This is a genomic window from Bacteroides sp. AM54-2NS, assembly GCF_003602935.1.
Classification (GTDB): Bacteria; Bacteroidota; Bacteroidia; order Bacteroidales; family Bacteroidaceae; genus Bacteroides; species Bacteroides xylanisolvens.
Genome location: NZ_QTMZ01000008.1, coordinates 137,156 through 154,657, shown reverse-complemented (window position 1 = coordinate 154,657; position 17,502 = coordinate 137,156). Strand labels below are relative to the sequence as shown.

General features: G+C 41.3%; 14 protein-coding genes and 2 pseudogenes. 4 read left to right on the top strand and 12 right to left on the bottom strand.

What is annotated here, in order from left to right:
• Positions 1-25 precede the first annotated feature (25 nt).
• Both DXA05_RS07805 and DXA05_RS28320 read left to right on the top strand, forming a co-directional pair.
• The gene (locus tag DXA05_RS07805; protein ID WP_049702569.1) at positions 26-1,885 is read left to right on the top strand and encodes an SLC13 family permease; all 1,860 of its coding nucleotides are present in this window, start codon (positions 26-28) and stop codon (positions 1,883-1,885) included.
• A gap of 347 nt (positions 1,886-2,232) precedes the next feature.
• A pseudogene (locus tag DXA05_RS28320) lies at positions 2,233-3,106 on the top strand (LruC domain-containing protein).
• A 784-nt stretch (positions 3,107-3,890) separates the two neighbouring features.
• Here the strand turns inward: DXA05_RS28320 and DXA05_RS07795 are convergent.
• Both DXA05_RS07795 and DXA05_RS07790 read right to left on the bottom strand, forming a co-directional pair.
• Positions 3,891-4,538: an N-acetyltransferase gene (locus tag DXA05_RS07795; RefSeq protein WP_032811781.1), complete on the bottom strand. Its 648-nt coding sequence runs from the start codon at positions 4,536-4,538 to the stop codon at positions 3,891-3,893.
• 169 nt (positions 4,539-4,707) lie between these two features.
• Positions 4,708-4,948, bottom strand: a pseudogene (locus DXA05_RS07790) (Ppx/GppA family phosphatase); the annotation flags it as partial.
• A 175-nt stretch (positions 4,949-5,123) separates the two neighbouring features.
• Here DXA05_RS07790 and DXA05_RS07785 point away from each other — a divergent pair.
• Positions 5,124-5,702: a DUF308 domain-containing protein gene (locus tag DXA05_RS07785; protein ID WP_004315724.1), complete on the top strand. Its 579-nt coding sequence runs from the start codon at positions 5,124-5,126 to the stop codon at positions 5,700-5,702.
• Between the two features lie 154 nt (positions 5,703-5,856).
• Here the strand turns inward: DXA05_RS07785 and DXA05_RS07780 are convergent, their stop codons facing one another.
• From DXA05_RS07780 to dapF, 6 genes are all read right to left on the bottom strand, one after another.
• Entirely contained in the window at positions 5,857-8,046 is a 2,190-nt protein-coding gene (locus DXA05_RS07780) for a glutamine synthetase III (protein WP_009040499.1), read from the bottom strand.
• Between the two features lie 175 nt (positions 8,047-8,221).
• Positions 8,222-9,661, bottom strand: a complete 1,440-nt coding sequence (locus tag DXA05_RS07775; protein ID WP_055234777.1) for an ammonium transporter — start codon at positions 9,659-9,661, stop codon at positions 8,222-8,224.
• Between the two features lie 107 nt (positions 9,662-9,768).
• Positions 9,769-10,125: a P-II family nitrogen regulator gene (locus DXA05_RS07770; RefSeq protein WP_004303701.1), complete on the bottom strand. Its 357-nt coding sequence runs from the start codon at positions 10,123-10,125 to the stop codon at positions 9,769-9,771.
• 148 nt (positions 10,126-10,273) lie between these two features.
• On the bottom strand, positions 10,274-11,035 hold the full coding sequence (locus tag DXA05_RS07765; RefSeq protein WP_118217875.1) for a hypothetical protein: 762 nt from the start codon (positions 11,033-11,035) through the stop codon (positions 10,274-10,276).
• Between the two features lie 186 nt (positions 11,036-11,221).
• Positions 11,222-12,454, bottom strand: coding sequence for an LL-diaminopimelate aminotransferase (locus DXA05_RS07760; RefSeq protein ID WP_074705247.1), 1,233 nt, complete (start codon positions 12,452-12,454; stop codon positions 11,222-11,224).
• A gap of 50 nt (positions 12,455-12,504) precedes the next feature.
• Positions 12,505-13,320, bottom strand: a complete 816-nt coding sequence (dapF, locus tag DXA05_RS07755) for a diaminopimelate epimerase (protein WP_074910638.1) — start codon at positions 13,318-13,320, stop codon at positions 12,505-12,507.
• A gap of 414 nt (positions 13,321-13,734) precedes the next feature.
• On the opposite strand from dapF, the gene DXA05_RS07750 reads away from it, so the two are divergent.
• Positions 13,735-14,031: a thioredoxin family protein gene (locus tag DXA05_RS07750; protein WP_007752259.1), complete on the top strand. Its 297-nt coding sequence runs from the start codon at positions 13,735-13,737 to the stop codon at positions 14,029-14,031.
• A gap of 142 nt (positions 14,032-14,173) precedes the next feature.
• Here the strand turns inward: DXA05_RS07750 and DXA05_RS07745 are convergent, their stop codons facing one another.
• From DXA05_RS07745 to asnB, 4 genes are all read right to left on the bottom strand, one after another.
• On the bottom strand, positions 14,174-14,350 hold the full coding sequence (locus DXA05_RS07745; RefSeq protein ID WP_284515463.1) for a hypothetical protein: 177 nt from the start codon (positions 14,348-14,350) through the stop codon (positions 14,174-14,176).
• A 136-nt stretch (positions 14,351-14,486) separates the two neighbouring features.
• Complete coding sequence (locus DXA05_RS26445) at positions 14,487-14,657, bottom strand: hypothetical protein (protein WP_153882613.1); 171 nt, start codon at positions 14,655-14,657, stop codon at positions 14,487-14,489.
• A 110-nt stretch (positions 14,658-14,767) separates the two neighbouring features.
• The gene (locus DXA05_RS07740; RefSeq protein WP_165861485.1) at positions 14,768-15,532 is read right to left on the bottom strand and encodes a glycerophosphodiester phosphodiesterase family protein; all 765 of its coding nucleotides are present in this window, start codon (positions 15,530-15,532) and stop codon (positions 14,768-14,770) included.
• A 172-nt stretch (positions 15,533-15,704) separates the two neighbouring features.
• Positions 15,705-17,372, bottom strand: coding sequence for an asparagine synthase B (gene asnB / locus DXA05_RS07735; RefSeq protein WP_128859010.1), 1,668 nt, complete (start codon positions 17,370-17,372; stop codon positions 15,705-15,707).
• Positions 17,373-17,502 lie beyond the last annotated feature (130 nt).

Here is a 17,502-nt window from a genome sequence, read left to right as displayed (position 1 = left end):
AAATAAAATAATCATTTAATTACGTATGCTGATAACCATTATTATTCTCGTTCTTTCGGCTGTCTTTTTCGTGAACGGCAAGGTTCGTTCGGATATTGTGGCGCTATGTGCGCTGATAGCCTTACTTGTTTTTCAGATATTAACTCCTGACGAGGCACTCTCCGGTTTTTCCAATTCGGTAGTCATTATGATGATCGGATTGTTTGTTGTAGGAGGGGCTATTTTCCAGACGGGACTGGCAAAAATGATTAGTTCCCGAATTCTTAAACTTGCGGGAACCAGTGAGATCCGGTTGTTTCTATTGGTGATGTTGGTGACTTCTGTCATTGGCGCGTTTGTCAGTAACACAGGTACGGTGGCATTGATGCTTCCTATTGTTGTTAGTCTGGCGATGAGTGCCGGCATGAATCCCAGCAGGCTGTTGATGCCGTTGGCTTTTGCAAGTAGTATGGGAGGTATGATGACTCTGATTGGTACTCCGCCGAACCTTGTGATACAGAATACGTTGACTTCCGCCGGACTTGAGCCGCTTTCTTTCTTCTCTTTCCTGCCTGTCGGCATTGTCTGTGTAATTGTCGGTACACTGGTTCTGATGCCGCTTAGTAAATGGTTTCTTTCTAAAAAAGGCCAGAAAGATGATAATAAACGTTCGGGCAAGTCATTGAAACAGTTGGTTAATGAATATGGACTTTCCAGTAATTTGTTTCGTTTACAGGTGATAAAAGATTCAAGGCTTTTGGGGAAGACAATTATTGATCTGGATATTCGCCGTAAATATGGTTTGAATATTATGGAAGTTCGTCGTGGTGATGCATCGCAACATCGTTTTCTAAAAACGATTACTCAAAAGTTTGCTGCACCGGACACGATGTTAGAAGTAGAGGATATTTTGTATGTGACTGGAGACTTTGATAAGGTGCAACTCTTTGCGGAAGATTACCTGTTGGAGATCTTGGGCGACCATGCAACGGAAGAAACAAAAAGTACGACTAATTCGCTTGATTTTTATGATATCGGTATTGCTGAAATAGTATTGATGCCATCTTCTAATTTGATAAACCAGACAATTAAAGCAGCTGGTTTCCGTGATAAGTTTAATGTGAACGTATTGGGGGTTCGTCGTAAAAAGGAATATTTATTGCAAGATTTGGGGAATGAGCGTATTCATAGTGGTGACGTGCTTTTGGTGCAAGGAACATGGAATAATATAGCCCGTCTTAGCAAGGAAGATGCTGATTGGGTTGTTTTGGGACAACCTTTGGCGGAAGCGGCTAAAGTTACGTTAGATTATAAAGCTCCGGTAGCAGCTGCTATTATGGTGTTAATGGTGGCAATGATGGTTTTTGATTTCATTCCGGTAGCTCCGGTTACAGCCGTTATGATAGCGGGTATATTGATGGTGCTTACGGGATGTTTCCGCAATGTGGAAGCGGCTTATAAAACGATCAACTGGGAAAGTATTGTATTGATTGCTGCCATGCTCCCTATGTCTCTGGCATTGGAGAAAACGGGAGCTTCGGAATATATTTCCAATACATTGGTGAACGGTTTGGGATCATATGGACCGATTGCATTGATGGCAGGTATTTATTTTACGACTTCGTTGATGACGATGTTTATTAGTAATACGGCTACCGCTGTTTTGCTTGCTCCGATTGCTTTGCAAAGTGCCATACAGATTGGAGTCAGTCCGGTTCCTTTCCTGTTTGCCGTGACGGTAGGTGCAAGTATGTGTTTTGCTTCTCCGTTCTCTACGCCGCCTAATGCCTTGGTGATGCCTGCCGGACAATATACCTTTATGGATTATGTAAAAGTAGGATTGCCATTGCAGATTATTATGGGAATCGTGATGATTTTTGTATTGCCATTGATTTTCCCCTTTTAGTCTTTGATTTTTATCTTGTCAGTGGGGGAGATGAAAGAAATAGAGATTTGTAGCGCTGAATCTTTGTCTTTTTATGAAGAGTTGCATATTTCCATGCAACTCTTTTTTTGCTGTATACTATTGAATAAATAGTATTAAAATTTTAATATTCAACGATATAACTAACTGTCTTCTAATATAAATAATTAGAGTGAGGCGTTTTAAAAGATGTTAACTGCAAATCGGAAAATGCAATGTAATCTGTATAATGTTTATAAATACAATTATCTTTGTGCGTCATTGCTGATTATTGATTAGTAGTGATTTATGTTTTTCGCAAATAAAACAAACTAAAGCATTAAAAGATTATGAAACAGAACATTGCAAAAGTATTCACTTTCTCGTTGTTGGCGTCTTCCATCAGTTTTATCAGTTGTGTTGATAATGAGAAAAATCTGTTTGATGCAGATCAACTGAAGCAAATTTACGAAGAAACTTTTCCTGTAAAAAACATCGATCTTGATGGTGATTGGACAGTGTCACGAAGTGTGATAGCGTGTGTGTCAGTTAATGGAGATCAGGGAGTAGATTATAAGATACAAATATTTGATGCCGATCCATTAAGTCCGGGAAGTACAGCAAAACTCTTAGCGGAAGGAACTGTCAATCAAAGTACGACTTTGAATGTGGTGATGGATTGTGCAACAGCGCTTGATAAGGTGTTTGTTGCACGCATAGATGAGCACAAACGCTATCTGGTTCAACCGGTAGCGATTGAAAATGGTACAGTGACAGCGCATTTAGGAGACGCACATTATATATGGATATACAGGAGCACAACGTCTCATGTTGAATACAGGGAATGCTAGTACCCCTCTTACAGATATATACACTCTTGAAGTGAACGTCAAACTTAAGAATGCAATATCTGTCCCTAGTGTGACAGATGGCTTAGACTTCTTCATTGCTTATCAGGGGATAGGTCAAAAGAGAACGGAAATCCATTTGACTCATTTTAATTCGGCTACGGCGAATGGGCAATTGGCAGATAATGAAGTGCTCGAAGTAATCAAGGCAGTTAATAATACTTGGGCTCTTTGTGTTCCTGATAAATTTGCTTATCCAACAGAAACAACAGTGATAACGAATGCATATTCTAAATTTGCAGATTGGGCACACGATCAGAGCTCAACCACAGATTGGTATAAGACTGTTAGTAGTGACAAGGTGATTCAGTACTAAACTTTTCGTCATCTCTACACTTTTTACATAAAGTTTTAGAATCCCTGATTATACTGACGATTGTTTGTGTAATCAGGGATTTTGCTATCTCACATGTTTTGTTATTTTTCTCTGTTAGCAAGCAAAAACCTTTAAAATGCTGAAAATTTTGCTTGTTTTGTACAAAAGCACCGTGTTTTTATCGGAAAAGCATCGTTATATTTGTGAAAAACATAAGGATAAAGTAAGCAAAAGATGCGGATAATGTCACCAAAAGCTATGGATAGAGTAAGCAAACCATTGGGATAGTGTCGCTATGTCGTAAATATTGTTAGTATTTTCTACTTTCCTTCCATTGATTTTTCTATTTCGGTCTTTGATAATGATAAATAGAAAAGAATAAAAGGAAACTTTATTGGTATAGATAATCTCTCTTTGGTGGTAAATGTTTTGATGATGTATCAAAAAGTGTATATATCGTGCCTGATTATAGAATAACGATTTGAGCAAATTCCTCTACAGTGGCAGAAACTCTTTATTCCAATAAAAGGGAGGAAAGAAACGATTCCTGGTAGATTAAGAATTACAAAGTGTCAATGGTGACTTTTTGTAAACTATAGTTTCTATAAGATAGGTTTCATCAATTGTTAAGGCATTTTTTCTCTCTGTTACAATTATATATTTTAATGCTTTGTAACTATGAAGAGACAAAGAATAGTAGCTATGTTGAATAATAGTTGCTTGATGGCATAGCACGATAGAACTTCCGTAATGTACAAATCAAGCGATTTAAGGTTGAATAAACTTAAATCGCTTTTCTCCGCATCACTACTATCTGATCGAACCGCTTTTGTGACGGAGTGCCAACTATAATTTCCTTTGGAGGGAATCGCTTATCGAACTCATTAGCAGCTGATTTATCGACCTGATATATTTCATCTTCTATGTAACGTCCTTTAGCGTTGGCTAAAGCATTATCATATAATTCATAAACATGAAGAGCTGTGGCATACATATTATCTTCGGTGCGAATCCCTAATGTTTCAGCAGGAATGAATCTTTGCCGGAGGTAATAATCCGGATCACCGCAAAGTAAAATGGCACGAAATCCCATATCGAAAGCTCGTTCTTTGGTCAGCGCAATCATTTTTCCTCCAATACCTTTCTGTTGATATTCGGGAAGAACAGAAATAGGCCCCAGACTCAATACTTCATATTGGTTACCGTCATCTGCCATGATAAATGATTTAAGGCAGACCACATTGCCGACAATCTTGCCATTAAGTTCTGCAACAATATCGAGTTCCGGTACAAATTTGGGATGGTTACGCATGATATGGAGCAGATAATGTTCGTCACACCCCGGAGAAAAATGATTCCAAAAGGCTTCCCGTGTGACATTTTCGGTTTCATTATAATCCGAAGGTTGCTCAATTCTAAGTTTTATATCCATCTTATCAAATATATAGTTGCACAAATATAGAGAACAAAATTTGAATATTTACCTCTTTAAGGACGAATCTGTACATTATAGCAAGATGAGACAAAAACTCCCGATACAAAGTTTGAATATACACTAGTATCAGGAGCTTTTTGTATTGATGCATCAAGATTGTAGAGAATTAAACCTTGTTCATATTTTGCGTGTACAGACTATTGATGATACCGTCGAACAGTCTGATGGTAGGTACAATAATTCCGGTGGCTTTTATATGAGTAGCTATCTCGAGAAATATTTCAGCAGCAGGTACAAGAACATCGGCCCGGTCCGGTTTCAACTTATATTGCTTGATACACTGTTCGGTAGAGAGCTTTCAATGTTTCATATATATCTTGCAGTGATTTTTTTATTTCACTTTGTTTCATACTGAAAGAGAACCGTCTAAATTTTTTGCAAAAATATCAATGTGGGATGTAATCGTCATAACGATATTATTACGAACTTATTACAATGTTTATTTGTTATTTTTATATATCAGTAGAAACACTTATATTCGCAAAAGTATTGGAACAGACTCGGTTAAAAAATATAGAATTTATGAAAACAATGAATTATTCCCTTATTCGTATTCTCTTTGCACTTGTGATAGGATTGGTGCTCGTTATTTGGCCAAATGCGGCTGCCAGCTACATTGTCATTACAGTTGGTGTTGCCTTTTTGATTCCTGGTGTTATCAGCCTTTTTGGCTATTTCGGCCGGAAAAGACAGGAAGGTGAGGCGGCTCCCCGTTTCCCGATAGAAGGAATCGGCAGTTTATTATTTGGACTTTGGCTGATTGTGATGCCTGAATTCTTTGCAGATGTTCTGATGTTTCTATTGGGATTTATCCTGATAATGGGAGGAGTGCAACAGATTGCTTCTTTATCGATGGCACGTCGGTGGATGCCTGTTCCGGGAGCGTTTTACCTGGTTCCTTCATTGATTCTTATTGCAGGTATCATCGCTTTGTTTAATCCGACAGGAGCACGTAATACTGCATTTATAATTATTGGTGTGAGTAGTTTGGTTTATTCGCTTACCGAATTAATCAACTGGTTCAAGTTTACCCGTCGTCGTCCGAAGACTCCGGTGGTACATGACGATGATGATATTGAGGATGCAAAGATAATCGAATAAAAAAGAAGAGGACTGCTTCACAGCACCCCTCCCCGCAAACTTAAAACAACCAACAAAAGAAATAGATAATTTCATAACGATGAACTGTGAGTGTAAATGCGTTGCAATACAACTTGTTCGCCGTTCACCGTTTATCGTTCACCGTTCTTTTTTTCTATCTCACAAATAACAGTTCCCTGTATTTCGGAAGCGTCCACATCTGGTTGTCAACAATGAGTTCCAACTTATCGATGTGGTAGCGGATTTCTTCCAGTGCCGGAACGATCGTGTCGTGGTAGGCAATGGCTTTTTCCCGTTCGCTTTCTATCTTGTTCGCAACCTTACGAGCTTCAATCATTGCATCTACATGTTCCTTGATGAAGGCTGTGCGGTCGGCAATCTCTTCAATAAGTTCCAGGTTTTTAGCAGACAATTTCGCTGCCTTTTCTGCCGGGAAAAGAGATTGCATCTTATAGACATTATTAATTAAATCCGTTTGATATTGAGTGGCCACCGGAATGATATGGTTCATAGCCAAATCACCCAATACACGCGCCTCGATCTGAATCTTCTTCGTATATGTTTCCCATTTCACTTCGTTGCGGGCTTCCAGTTCTTTCTTTGTCATTACACCGGTAGCTTCGAACATGGCAATGGTTTCCGGTTTCAGGTAGTTATCGAAGATAACAGGAACACTGGTTTCGCAATCCAGTCCACGACGGGCTGCTTCTTTCTTCCATTCGTCGCTGTAACCATTGCCGTCAAAATGAATCGCTTTACATTCCTTGATATATCCACGGATAATTTCGAGAATGGCAGACACTTTAGGTTCTCCTTTTTCAATCAAAGCATCCACATCTTTCTTAAACTTCACCAATTGGTCTGCTACGGCAGAGTTCAATGCAATCATGGCAGACGCACAGTTTGCCTCGGAACCTACGGCACGGAACTCAAAACGGTTTCCGGTGAAAGCAAAAGGAGAGGTACGGTTACGGTCAGTATTATCAATCAACAATTCGGGAATCTGCGGAATATCCAACTTCATTCCCTGTTTGCCGCTAAGACTAATCAAATCATCTTTCGTACTGTTTTCAATGTGATCCAATACCTGCGACAATTGCTTCCCTAGGAAAGAGGAGATGATGGCAGGAGGTGCCTCATTAGCTCCCAGACGGTGGGCGTTGGTAGCGCTGGAGATAGAAGCTTTCAACAATCCGTTATGATGATAAACTGCCATCAATGTGTTTACGACGAAAGTAACAAAACGCAGGTTATCTTCCGGAGTCTTACCCGGTCCCATTAATAAAATGCCCGTGTCAGTTCCCAGCGACCAGTTGTTGTGTTTGCCCGATCCGTTGACGCCCTTAAAAGGTTTTTCATGAAGCAGTACGCGGAAACCATGACGGCGACTAACCTTACGCATCAATGACATAATCAGCAAGTTATGGTCGTTAGCAAGGTTACACTCTTCAAAGATGGGGGCTAACTCGAACTGGTTCGGGGCAACCTCGTTGTGACGGGTCTTAACAGGAATACCCAGCTTTAACGCTTCAATTTCGAGATCCTTCATGAAAGCGGCTACGCGGGTGGGGATAGCACCGAAGTAGTGGTCCTCCAACTGTTGGTTTTTGGCACTGTCATGTCCCATCAAAGTACGACCGGTCATTAGCAAGTCCGGGCGTGCGGCATACAATCCTTCGTCTACGAGGAAGTATTCCTGTTCCCAGCCCAAGTAAGCAACTACTTTTTTCACTTCCGGGTTGAAGTAACGACATACGTCTACAGCAGCTTTATCTACGGCACGCAATGCTTTCAGCAAGGGAGCTTTATAGTCGAGAGCTTCACCGGTATATGCAATAAACACAGTTGGGATGCAAAGTGTATCATCTACAATGAAAGCAGGTGATGAGGGGTCCCATGCGCTGTAACCACGGGCTTCGAATGTGTTACGGATACCGCCATTCGGGAAAGAAGAAGCATCCGGTTCCTGCTGTACAAGCAGTTTACCAGTAAATTCTTCCATCATACCGCCTTTGCCATCATGTTCAACGAAAGCATCATGTTTTTCAGCTGTGCCTTCGGTCAGCGGTGCGAACCAGTGCGTATAATGAGTAACACCCATTTCAATGGCCCATTTCTTCATGCCGGCAGCTACCTCGTCGGCAATACTGCGATCTAGCGGAGCACCGTTGTCAATGGCGTCAATCAGTGCATTGTATACCTTGCTGGGAAGGTATTTGAACATTTTCTCCTTGTTGAATACATACTTGGCGAAATACTCCGAAGGACGTTCGGCAGGTGTTGCTACCTCAACAGCCTTTTTCTTGAAAGCTGTCTCTACTACTCTGAATCTAAGTTTTGACATAATACCTGATTTGATTTGTTGTTAAATATGTTAGAGTAAATAATTACTTTGTTATGTGGTTCCCGGAAAGGCGATCAACCTGTCCGGAAGTTTTTTCTGTGATTAGCGGGGTAGTGATTAGTAGTAAGTTGTGCGTAGCTGTCTTTCACTAATCACTAAACCGTTCATCACTAAATTAGTTGTAAGCAGATTCTCCGTGTTCGTAAATATCAAGACCTTCTTCTTCGATACGTGCCGGAACGCGAAGTCCGTGAATCTTATCAAGCGTTTTGAAAATGATGAATCCCATGCCTGCTGCCCATGCACCTACTACCAATGCTCCAAATATTTGTGCACCGAGGAATCCGAAACCGTAGCCATAGAATAAACCTTCACTGGTGGAGAACAAACCTGTAAGAATAGTTCCTAAAAAGCCACAAACACCATGTACAGAAGATGCACCTACCGGATCGTCTATCTTTAACACCTTGTCAATGAAGTCAACGGAGAATATCATTACGACACCACATATTGCACCTATTAAGGCTGCTCCTGCAGGAGATACTGCGTCACATCCTGCTGTGATGCCTACCAGCCCTGCCAAGATACCATTCAGTGTCAATGACAGGGAAGGTTTTCCATATTTCATCCAGCTCACCAACAGAGCGAAGAAACCACCGGCACAAGCAGCCAGATTCGTTGTCAGGAATACGTGGGAGATGGCGATAGCATCGGCTTCGGTTGCTGCTGCCAATTGAGAACCGGGGTTGAATCCGAACCATCCGAACCAAAGAATGAATACGCCTAGTGCGGCAATAGTCAGGCTATGGCCTGGGATAGCTTTTGATTTGCCGTCTTTACCATATTTACCGATACGGGGACCAAGAATGGCAGCACCTACCAAAGCAATCCATCCACCTACAGAGTGAACGACCGTAGAACCGGCAAAGTCATGGAAGGTGGTTCCGAAGAGACTCATCATGAAAGAACCTTCTTCACCGTTCATCAACCAGCCTCCGCCCCATGTCCAGTGACCGGATATCGGATAAATCAGTACACTGATAAAGATGGTGTAGACGATATACATGGAGAATTTTGTGCGTTCTGCCATGGCTCCTGATACAATTGTAGCTGCTGTCGCACAAAATACGGTTTGGAATATGAGGAATCCTTCGGTTGGCAGACCATTATCAATGAAAGAAAGGTCGAAGAAGTGGGGCATTCCGATGAATCCGCCTGCGCCGAACATCAATCCGAAACCGATAAACCAGTATAGTAAAGAGCCGAACATGAAGTCTACAAAGTTCTTCATCAGAATGTTGGCAGTATTTTTCACTCTGGTAAAACCTGCTTCTACTAATGCAAATCCCGGCTGCATGAAGAATACGAGCATTGCTGCAAGCAACATCCATACAGTATTTAATCCAAGAGCTAATTCACCAACCGTATCGGGAGCTGCTGATGCTTCTTCGGCAGGAGCGGTAACGACTTCGGTAATTGTTTCTGTAACTGCTGCAACTGTATCGGCAGCGGCCGTGTTTTGTGCCGACATATCAGTAGTAAAACAGCACAAAATGAATATAGTAGTGGCTATCCACAGCTTTACGAAGCTATGGCTTTTATATTTTGTATCCATAATAATTATCTTATTTTATACCTATTATTTATTAGTGATGTTGTAAACCTCTTTATAAACGTTATGATCCGCAAGGAAACCTGGGAGCGGCACCTTGCCGCTGCCGATTAACGTTCTTGTTCTGCATTGTAGAGGGCTATGTCACCACGTTCGGCAGTGCGTATGCGGATAGCGTCTTCAATAGGAATGACGAAAATACGTCCGTCACCGATTTCTCCGGTTTGTGCAGCTTTGATGATAGCCTGTACTGTTTTCTCGGTATTCTTGTCGCGCACGACAATAGAGATCAAAATTCGTTCAATGGTGCTGGTGTCATAAACTACGCCACGGTAGATACGTCCTTGCCGTGCTTTTCCAATGCCTCTTACATCGTAATAAGAGAACCATTCGATGTCCGCTTCGAGTAGGGCGTCTTTTACGTCTTCGAATTTGGTTTTACGGATAATAGCTTCAATCTTTTTCATATACCTTAAATATTAGTGTGTCCTGTAAAAGAAAGAGGTATAGGGTAGCGGCAGCCATAGCAGGTTACCATACAACAAACCGATAAAATCTAAACTCTAACTACCTTTTCTAATCCCTATACGCTCTTTGTATTGTAAATTCTCTCTCTTAAAAACTTAGTCCGAAAGCAAAGTAGGCTCCTTCAGTGCGTGGGTTCACTGTTACTTTGGCAAATGTCGGTACGGAGAAGGAATCTGTGATTTTAATCTCCTTGGATGCTCCGAGACTGATGTCTGTTACGCAGAATCCACTGGTATAGCCATTATAAAAAGTCGTTTCCCAAGGAACCATACCTAAATCTACTGTCCAGTCGAGACCTCCCAATTTGAAAGGTGCGCTAAGTGCGAGGTAAGAAGAATAAGCTCTTTTGCCGTTTTCTTTCACACCGTCGGCACCTGCAAAGTTTGTGTACCAGTTGACGGCTAGCGGACCGAAATCATATCCCACTTGTGCTTCAAATACATGTGCTGTAGAATAGGCCCCATATTGGAAATATTTATTGGTTGTATAAATCTCCTTTCCGTATTCATCTACATCCCCTGTATATGTTTTATCAAACCAATAATCCGTTATTGAAACACTAAATCCACCAATTGAATAACCGAGAGTTAAGTCAAACTCTTTTGCATCTTTGGATTCAATTCCCACTGATCCCCATGCTCCGAGTGATAAACCTTTGTAAGAGATTCCCAGTGAAGGCTGGACGCTAACTCCGCCTAAATTCTGACCGCGCCAGATGTAACCACTTACCAAATCTGCCCCAACGGAAGCTTCTACCTTATCTTGTGCCATCATTGTAGACGGGACAAGTCCTGACAGTAATAATGCTACTGTTATTACCCCCAATTTGTTGTTAATCGTCGTTTTCATCGTCTTTTTACCTTTAAAAGTTAGAAAAATGTGGATGTACGGTCCATTTGTTATATAGTAGCGCGCAAAATACTATCGTTTTTTATGGATAACTGATTATGGATAACTGATCCTGTAGGAATGATGATGTTCGTTTAATGGGGGCATGTTGAACTTTCTATTTCCCGCTATCCATTATTCATTCAATCAGAGCCAGTTCTTTATTCTTCTCATCGCTTCGATACAGTCGTTGCGTTCGCCGAATGCAGTTAAACGGATATACCCTTCACCGCTTGGGCCGAAACCTACACCGGGAGTACCGACCACATTGGCTTCATACAACATCTGTTCGAAGAATCGCCATGAAGAAAGTCCGTTCGGAGTTTTCACCCACAAGTAGGGAGCGTTGATGCCGCCGTATACTTTCAGTCCCGTGGCTTCCAAGCCTTCCTTCATGATTTTTGCGTTGGTCATATAATAGTCGATTGTTTTCTTAATCTGTGCCTTGCCTTCTGCACTGTAAACGGCTTCTGCTGCCCGTTGGGTAATATAAGAAGTGCCGTTAAACTTAGTACACTGGCGACGGTTCCACAATCTGTTGAGTGGTATGCGATCGCCTTCCAGAGTGGCGGCAGTGAGCTCTTTCGGAACTACGGTATATCCGCAGCGTACTCCTGTAAATCCTGCCGTTTTTGAAAAACTACGGAATTCAATCGCGCACTTTTTAGCTCCCTTAATCTCATAGATAGAGTGGGGGACATTCTCGTCCTGGATATATGCCTCGTAAGCGGCATCGAACAGAATCAGTGTATCGTTTGCCAAGGCATAATCCACCCACTTTTTCAGTTCCGGTTTGGTTAAGGTGGTCCCTGTCGGGTTGTTCGGATAACAGAGATAAACGATGTCTATCCGTTTGTCCGGAATTTCCGGGATAAAGTTGTTCTCACTTGTGCAAGGCATATAAGTAACGTTGCTCCATTTACCCGTTTCTTCTTCCAATACTCCGGCGCGTCCGCACATAACGTTACTGTCTATGTAAACCGGATAAATGGGATCTGTAACACCTACGCTATTGTCGTGGCGAAGAATATCACCTATATTTCCGGTATCGCTTTTAGCACCGTCACTGACAAAAATCTCGGATGCCGAGAAATGAATCCCGCGTGGAGCGAAATCGTTCTTTATGATTGCTTCAATCAGAAAATCATATCCCTGTTCAGGACCATATCCGCGGAATGTATCTTTGCCGGCCAGTTCTTCTACCGCTTTATGCATTGCTTCTATACAGGCTGGAGGAAGTGGCTGCGTAACGTCGCCGATACCTAGCCGGATGATGTCCTGTTTGGGATGCGTTATCCTGAAAGTATTTACCTTTTTCGCTATATCCGAGAATAAATAACTTCCCGGTAATTTTAAAAAATGCTCGTTTACTAATGCCATCTTGTTATTGTTTTAAGTTTCTATTACTATTCATTCTCAACTCTCCATTCTCAACTCTCAACTTCTTCAACAATTTCCCCATCGAAAACCTTAGTTGCCGGTCCGGTCATTAATATATGTCCGGAGGTTTCATCCCATTCGATGGTAACTGTCCCTCCATCCATTATCACATCACTTTTTCTTCCTGCAAGTCCGTTGATGAAGGCGGCTACTGCTGTGGCGCAGGCACCTGTCCCGCAAGCTTGAGTAATTCCCGATCCTCTTTCCCACACTCTCATCCGTATGGTGTCTTTACCGACGATCTGTGCAAACTCTACATTCGTTCTGTCGGGAAAGAGAGGATGATTCTCCAGTTCAGGACCGATTTCCGGCAGATTAATTCGGGTAATGTCATCAACAAATGTGACGAGATGTGGATTACCCATTGATACTTTAGTAGATTGGAAAGGATATTTCTTTCCCCAATCAATCTCTCCTGTTTCTTGCGGACTGCCCATATCTACGGTGACTGTACTGACTGTTTTTCCCTCTACCTGCAATTTCAGAATTTTAATTCCCGATAGTGTATCCAAAGTTATTTCTGTTTTATCAGTCAATCCGTATTCATATACATATTTGCCTACGCAGCGGCTACCATTGCCACACATCATTGCTTCCGAACCGTCGGCATTGAAAATACGCATACTGAAATCTGCTTTATCAGAGACACCAATCAATATAAGTCCATCGCTTCCGATTCCTGTATGAAACTTGCTCCATTCGATTGCCTTCTTTTCAGGGTCTGCTATCGGATATCTGGTCGTGTCTACATATATGTAGTCATTTCCTGCTCCATGCATTTTAGTGAACTTAATTCTTGTTGTCATTTTGATTGGTATTTGTTGGTTGTTGTATCCTTTTGTTTTATTACAATGCAAAGATATGACTTTTTGCTTTATATTTTATTGAAAAGTATGTCTAATCTCTATTAATTTTCTGTGAACTTATAATTGCCTTTCATACGGCTATGTTTAGTTATAATTTGGAATTATATATATTCATATATTAATAAACTGTTATTTGAGCGAATCGCTTTGCATATTCTTTCATAATATATGAAGAATATTTAGTCCTGATAATCCATAAAACCAGTTATAAAAACAAGAAATATATCTTTTTTCTTTTGACGATATGAAAGTGAAAATCCTTATTTCTCTATCATATTGTTCGCGGAGTGTTTTGAAGAACCTTTTTCTGTATTCATTGTTTTAGCACTATCATTAATATAAAAACGTAGCGATATGAATATAGAGAAACAATTAGAAACAGCAGTTAAAACCAACCATCTGGTGTTGGTGGTGTTCTATGCCGATTGGTCCCCTCATTATGAGTGGATAGGGCCTGTGCTTCGAACTTACGAAAAGAGAACTGTGGAATTGATTAGAGTGAATGCAGAAGAGAATAGAACAATTGCCGATGCGCATAATGTAGAAACAGTACCGGCTTTCCTTCTATTGCATAAGGGGCATGAACTTTGGAGGCAGGTAGGAGAGCTTACGGTAGAAGAATTAAAAGAGGTATTGGATGATTTTCAATAAGATGAAAGATTGTAATTTCATCTGTCGGTTTATTAAAAAAGTGCTATCACGTGAGTTAAACTTACTGAATAATAGCACTTTTTCTTATATATAACATAATTATTATCCTTCTGATACTTCATCATCAACAATATCATTCAAATCAAAAAAACAACAAACGAGTAGAAGAATTTTCATCTTCAGGTGTCAGCGGGACAAAACCATTCTTTATATAAAATGGAACAGCTTCGGAATAGGCATCTACGGTAAGAAAGCGGCACCCTGTTTTATTATTTATAACAAAATAGCTCTGAATAAAAGCTAAAAGGAATGAGCCCATGCCTGTACCCTTCACTAAACGATCTACTCCTAAACGACAAATCTTCGCTGCCGGATAACTTCTTAATCGTTTTTCATTTTCAAGCGGCGCACTATATATGTCTCTTGAAATATTTCTTCTGTTAAAATCATACTTATCAATCTTTGAAAACGTTCATTACGGCTTTGTAACGTTTCAATCTGATTGCTTTTTGTTCCGGTGTCTCTCTACGTTTTTCTTTCATTCGCGCTTCAAATTTCCGGGCATCCTCCCCAAACAAAATTGGGGTTTCTTTTATTGGCTTTGCCACTTTGCTTTCTCCTTTCATTGTTAATTCAACATACAAAGGTAGCACTATTTCTTTGTTATGGCAAGCCCAAAGAGTCTTTTCTTCAAGCTTGCTGTTCAATTTGCTTTTAAAAAAGTGTCCTTTCAGGATTAGAACTTCTTTAATTCTTCTTGTAAGATGACCGGTTCGTTAGTGGTGATGAAATCTACCTTTTGCTCGATCAGCCATTTCATATCTTCTACTTCGTCTACTGTCCATACGTTGACTGTCAAGCCGAGGTCGTGCGCTTCTTTGATCCATTCGGGGTGTTTCTTGATCACTCCCATGTGATAGTCCAGACCGGCAGCACCAAGTTCTTTCAGCTCTTTGGGAGACAATTCTCCGTTAAGGTAATATACCGGAGTACCGGCAGGAGCCAGACGGATAAACTCTTTCATGGCATGTAGAGAGAACGTGATATATTCCATACGGTTTTCCAGTCCCATTTTCTTCACCATGGCAACAATTCCTTGCACCGCTTTAGTCTCACGTTTCTTGTTGCTATGTGCTTTCAGTTCGAGAATCAATTGGGTTTTACAGTTTTTTCCGGTTTCCAGATACTGTTCCAGGCTGGGTAAGTTTTCTCCGTTGGATAATTTAAGTCCGGTCAGCGCATCACCTTTGGAATATTCCATCGGCCTCATCTTATATACAGGATCATGGTTAACCACTAACTTGTTATCCTTCGCGATCCATACGTCAAATTCTGAACCGTAACAACCGATGGAATCTGCTTTTAGAAGTGATGAAATACTGTTCTGCGATGATCCCGGAGTTTTCCAGAAACCGCGGTGAGCTATCACTTTTGTCTGTGCCTGCATACAGCAAGCAGCCATTAGAAGGGCAGAAGCCATCATCATTTTTTTTAAATTCATTTGTTTGATCTTTTAAAAGTTTGATAGATTTAATTGGGTTTGGCCTCAAAATTATAAAAAAGATAACGCAAATCAGCCGATAATATGCTAATCTGCGTTAATCCTTGGGATTTTAGAATAGAAATGCTACAAAAGAATAACAGAATTTGCTGTTTCCGTTATTTTTTATCAGTTAAGTATAGGCCTCTTCATGTATTCCTTTCACTGCACGTCCGCTAGGCTCGTTCAGATTTCTGAAAGCGATATCCCATGCCAGAGCTTCTGCTGTGGAGCAAGCTACGCTAGGAACACTGGGGACGGTGCGTGCTGCACTTTCACTGGGGAAATGCTCTTCGAAAATGCTACGATAGTAGTACTCTTCTTTGTTTTGTGGCGTATTGATCGGGAAACGTTCGGCAGCATGTTCCATTTGCTCATCGCTCACGGCAGCTGCTGTGATCTCTCTCAATGTGTCAATCCATGAATATCCTACACCGTCACTGAACTGCTCTTTCTGTCTCCAAGCCACACTTTCCGGTAACATATCGGCAAAGGCTTCGCGAACAATTCGTTTCTCGATGTTTTTTCCGGGGCACATTTTAGCTTTCGGGTTCAGGTTCATTGCCACGTCGAGAAATTCTTTATCAAGGAAAGGTACGCGTCCTTCTACTCCCCATGCTGATAAACTTTTATTGGCACGGAGGCAATCGTACATGTGCAACTTTGAAAGTTTACGTACTGTTTCTTCGTGAAATGCCTGTGGAGTAGGGGCCTTGTGGAAATACAGATACCCCCCGAAAACTTCATCGGCACCTTCACCGCTCAACACCATTTTGATTCCCATTGATTTAATGACACGCGCCAATAAATACATGGGAGTGGAAGCGCGTACGGTAGTTACATCATACGTCTCGATGAAATAAATAACATCACGCAGGGCGTCCAGCCCCTCCTGAACGGTGTAGTTGATCTCATGATGAACGGTACCGATATATTCGGCTACTTCACGCGCTTTAATCAAATCGGGGGCACCCTTTAGACCGATGGCGAAAGAGTGGAGTTGAGGCCACCACGCATCGCTTGCACCGTCTGTTTCTATACGTTTTGCCGCATATTTTTTGGCAATAGCAGAGATAACAGAACTATCCAACCCGCCCGAAAGCAACACTCCATACGGTACGTCACTCATTAACTGGCGGTGCACAGCCTCTTCCAATGCCACTTTCACATCCTCGGTTTGTGCATCATTCTCTTTGACGGTTTCATATTCTGTCCAGCCGCGCGAATACCAACGTTTCATTTTTCCCTCTTTGCTATAGAAATAATGTCCGGGGAGGAATACTTCATATTCGTCACAAAATCCTTCGAGAGCTTTCAATTCGCTGCCGAAGTAGATTTTTCCCTCTTTATCTTTTCCTATATATAAAGGAATAACCCCTATCGGATCGCGGGCAATTAGAAATTCATCCTTTTCCTCATCATAAAGCACGAAAGCGAAGATACCGCTGATATCTTCCAAAAAATGGATGCCTTTATCTTTGTAAAGGGCAAGAATTACCTCACAGTCACTTCCAGTCTGAAAGTTATATTTTCCCGCATATTTAGCGCGAATATCACGGTGATTGTAAATCTCACCGTTGACGGCGAGCACCTGTTTACGATCGGGAGAGTATAACGGTTGTCCGCCACTCTGCGGGTCGACAATAGAAAGGCGTTCGTGTGCCAGGATGGCACTTCCGCCTACATAGATTCCGCTCCAGTCCGGTCCGCGATGACGGATCTTCTGGGCCATTTTCAGTGCTTTATCTCTTAGTTCTTTCGTTTGAACTTTGATGTTGAGTATACCTGCTATTCCACACATAACTTTAATTTTTAGAGGGGGTAATGTAATCTGTTGATTGTTTATTCGCTATTTCTAAGAAGCTGATTAGCTATTCTTAATTCGTTCCATAATTGTTATCGTTTAGTTCCACAACTGTTTCCCTTTAGTT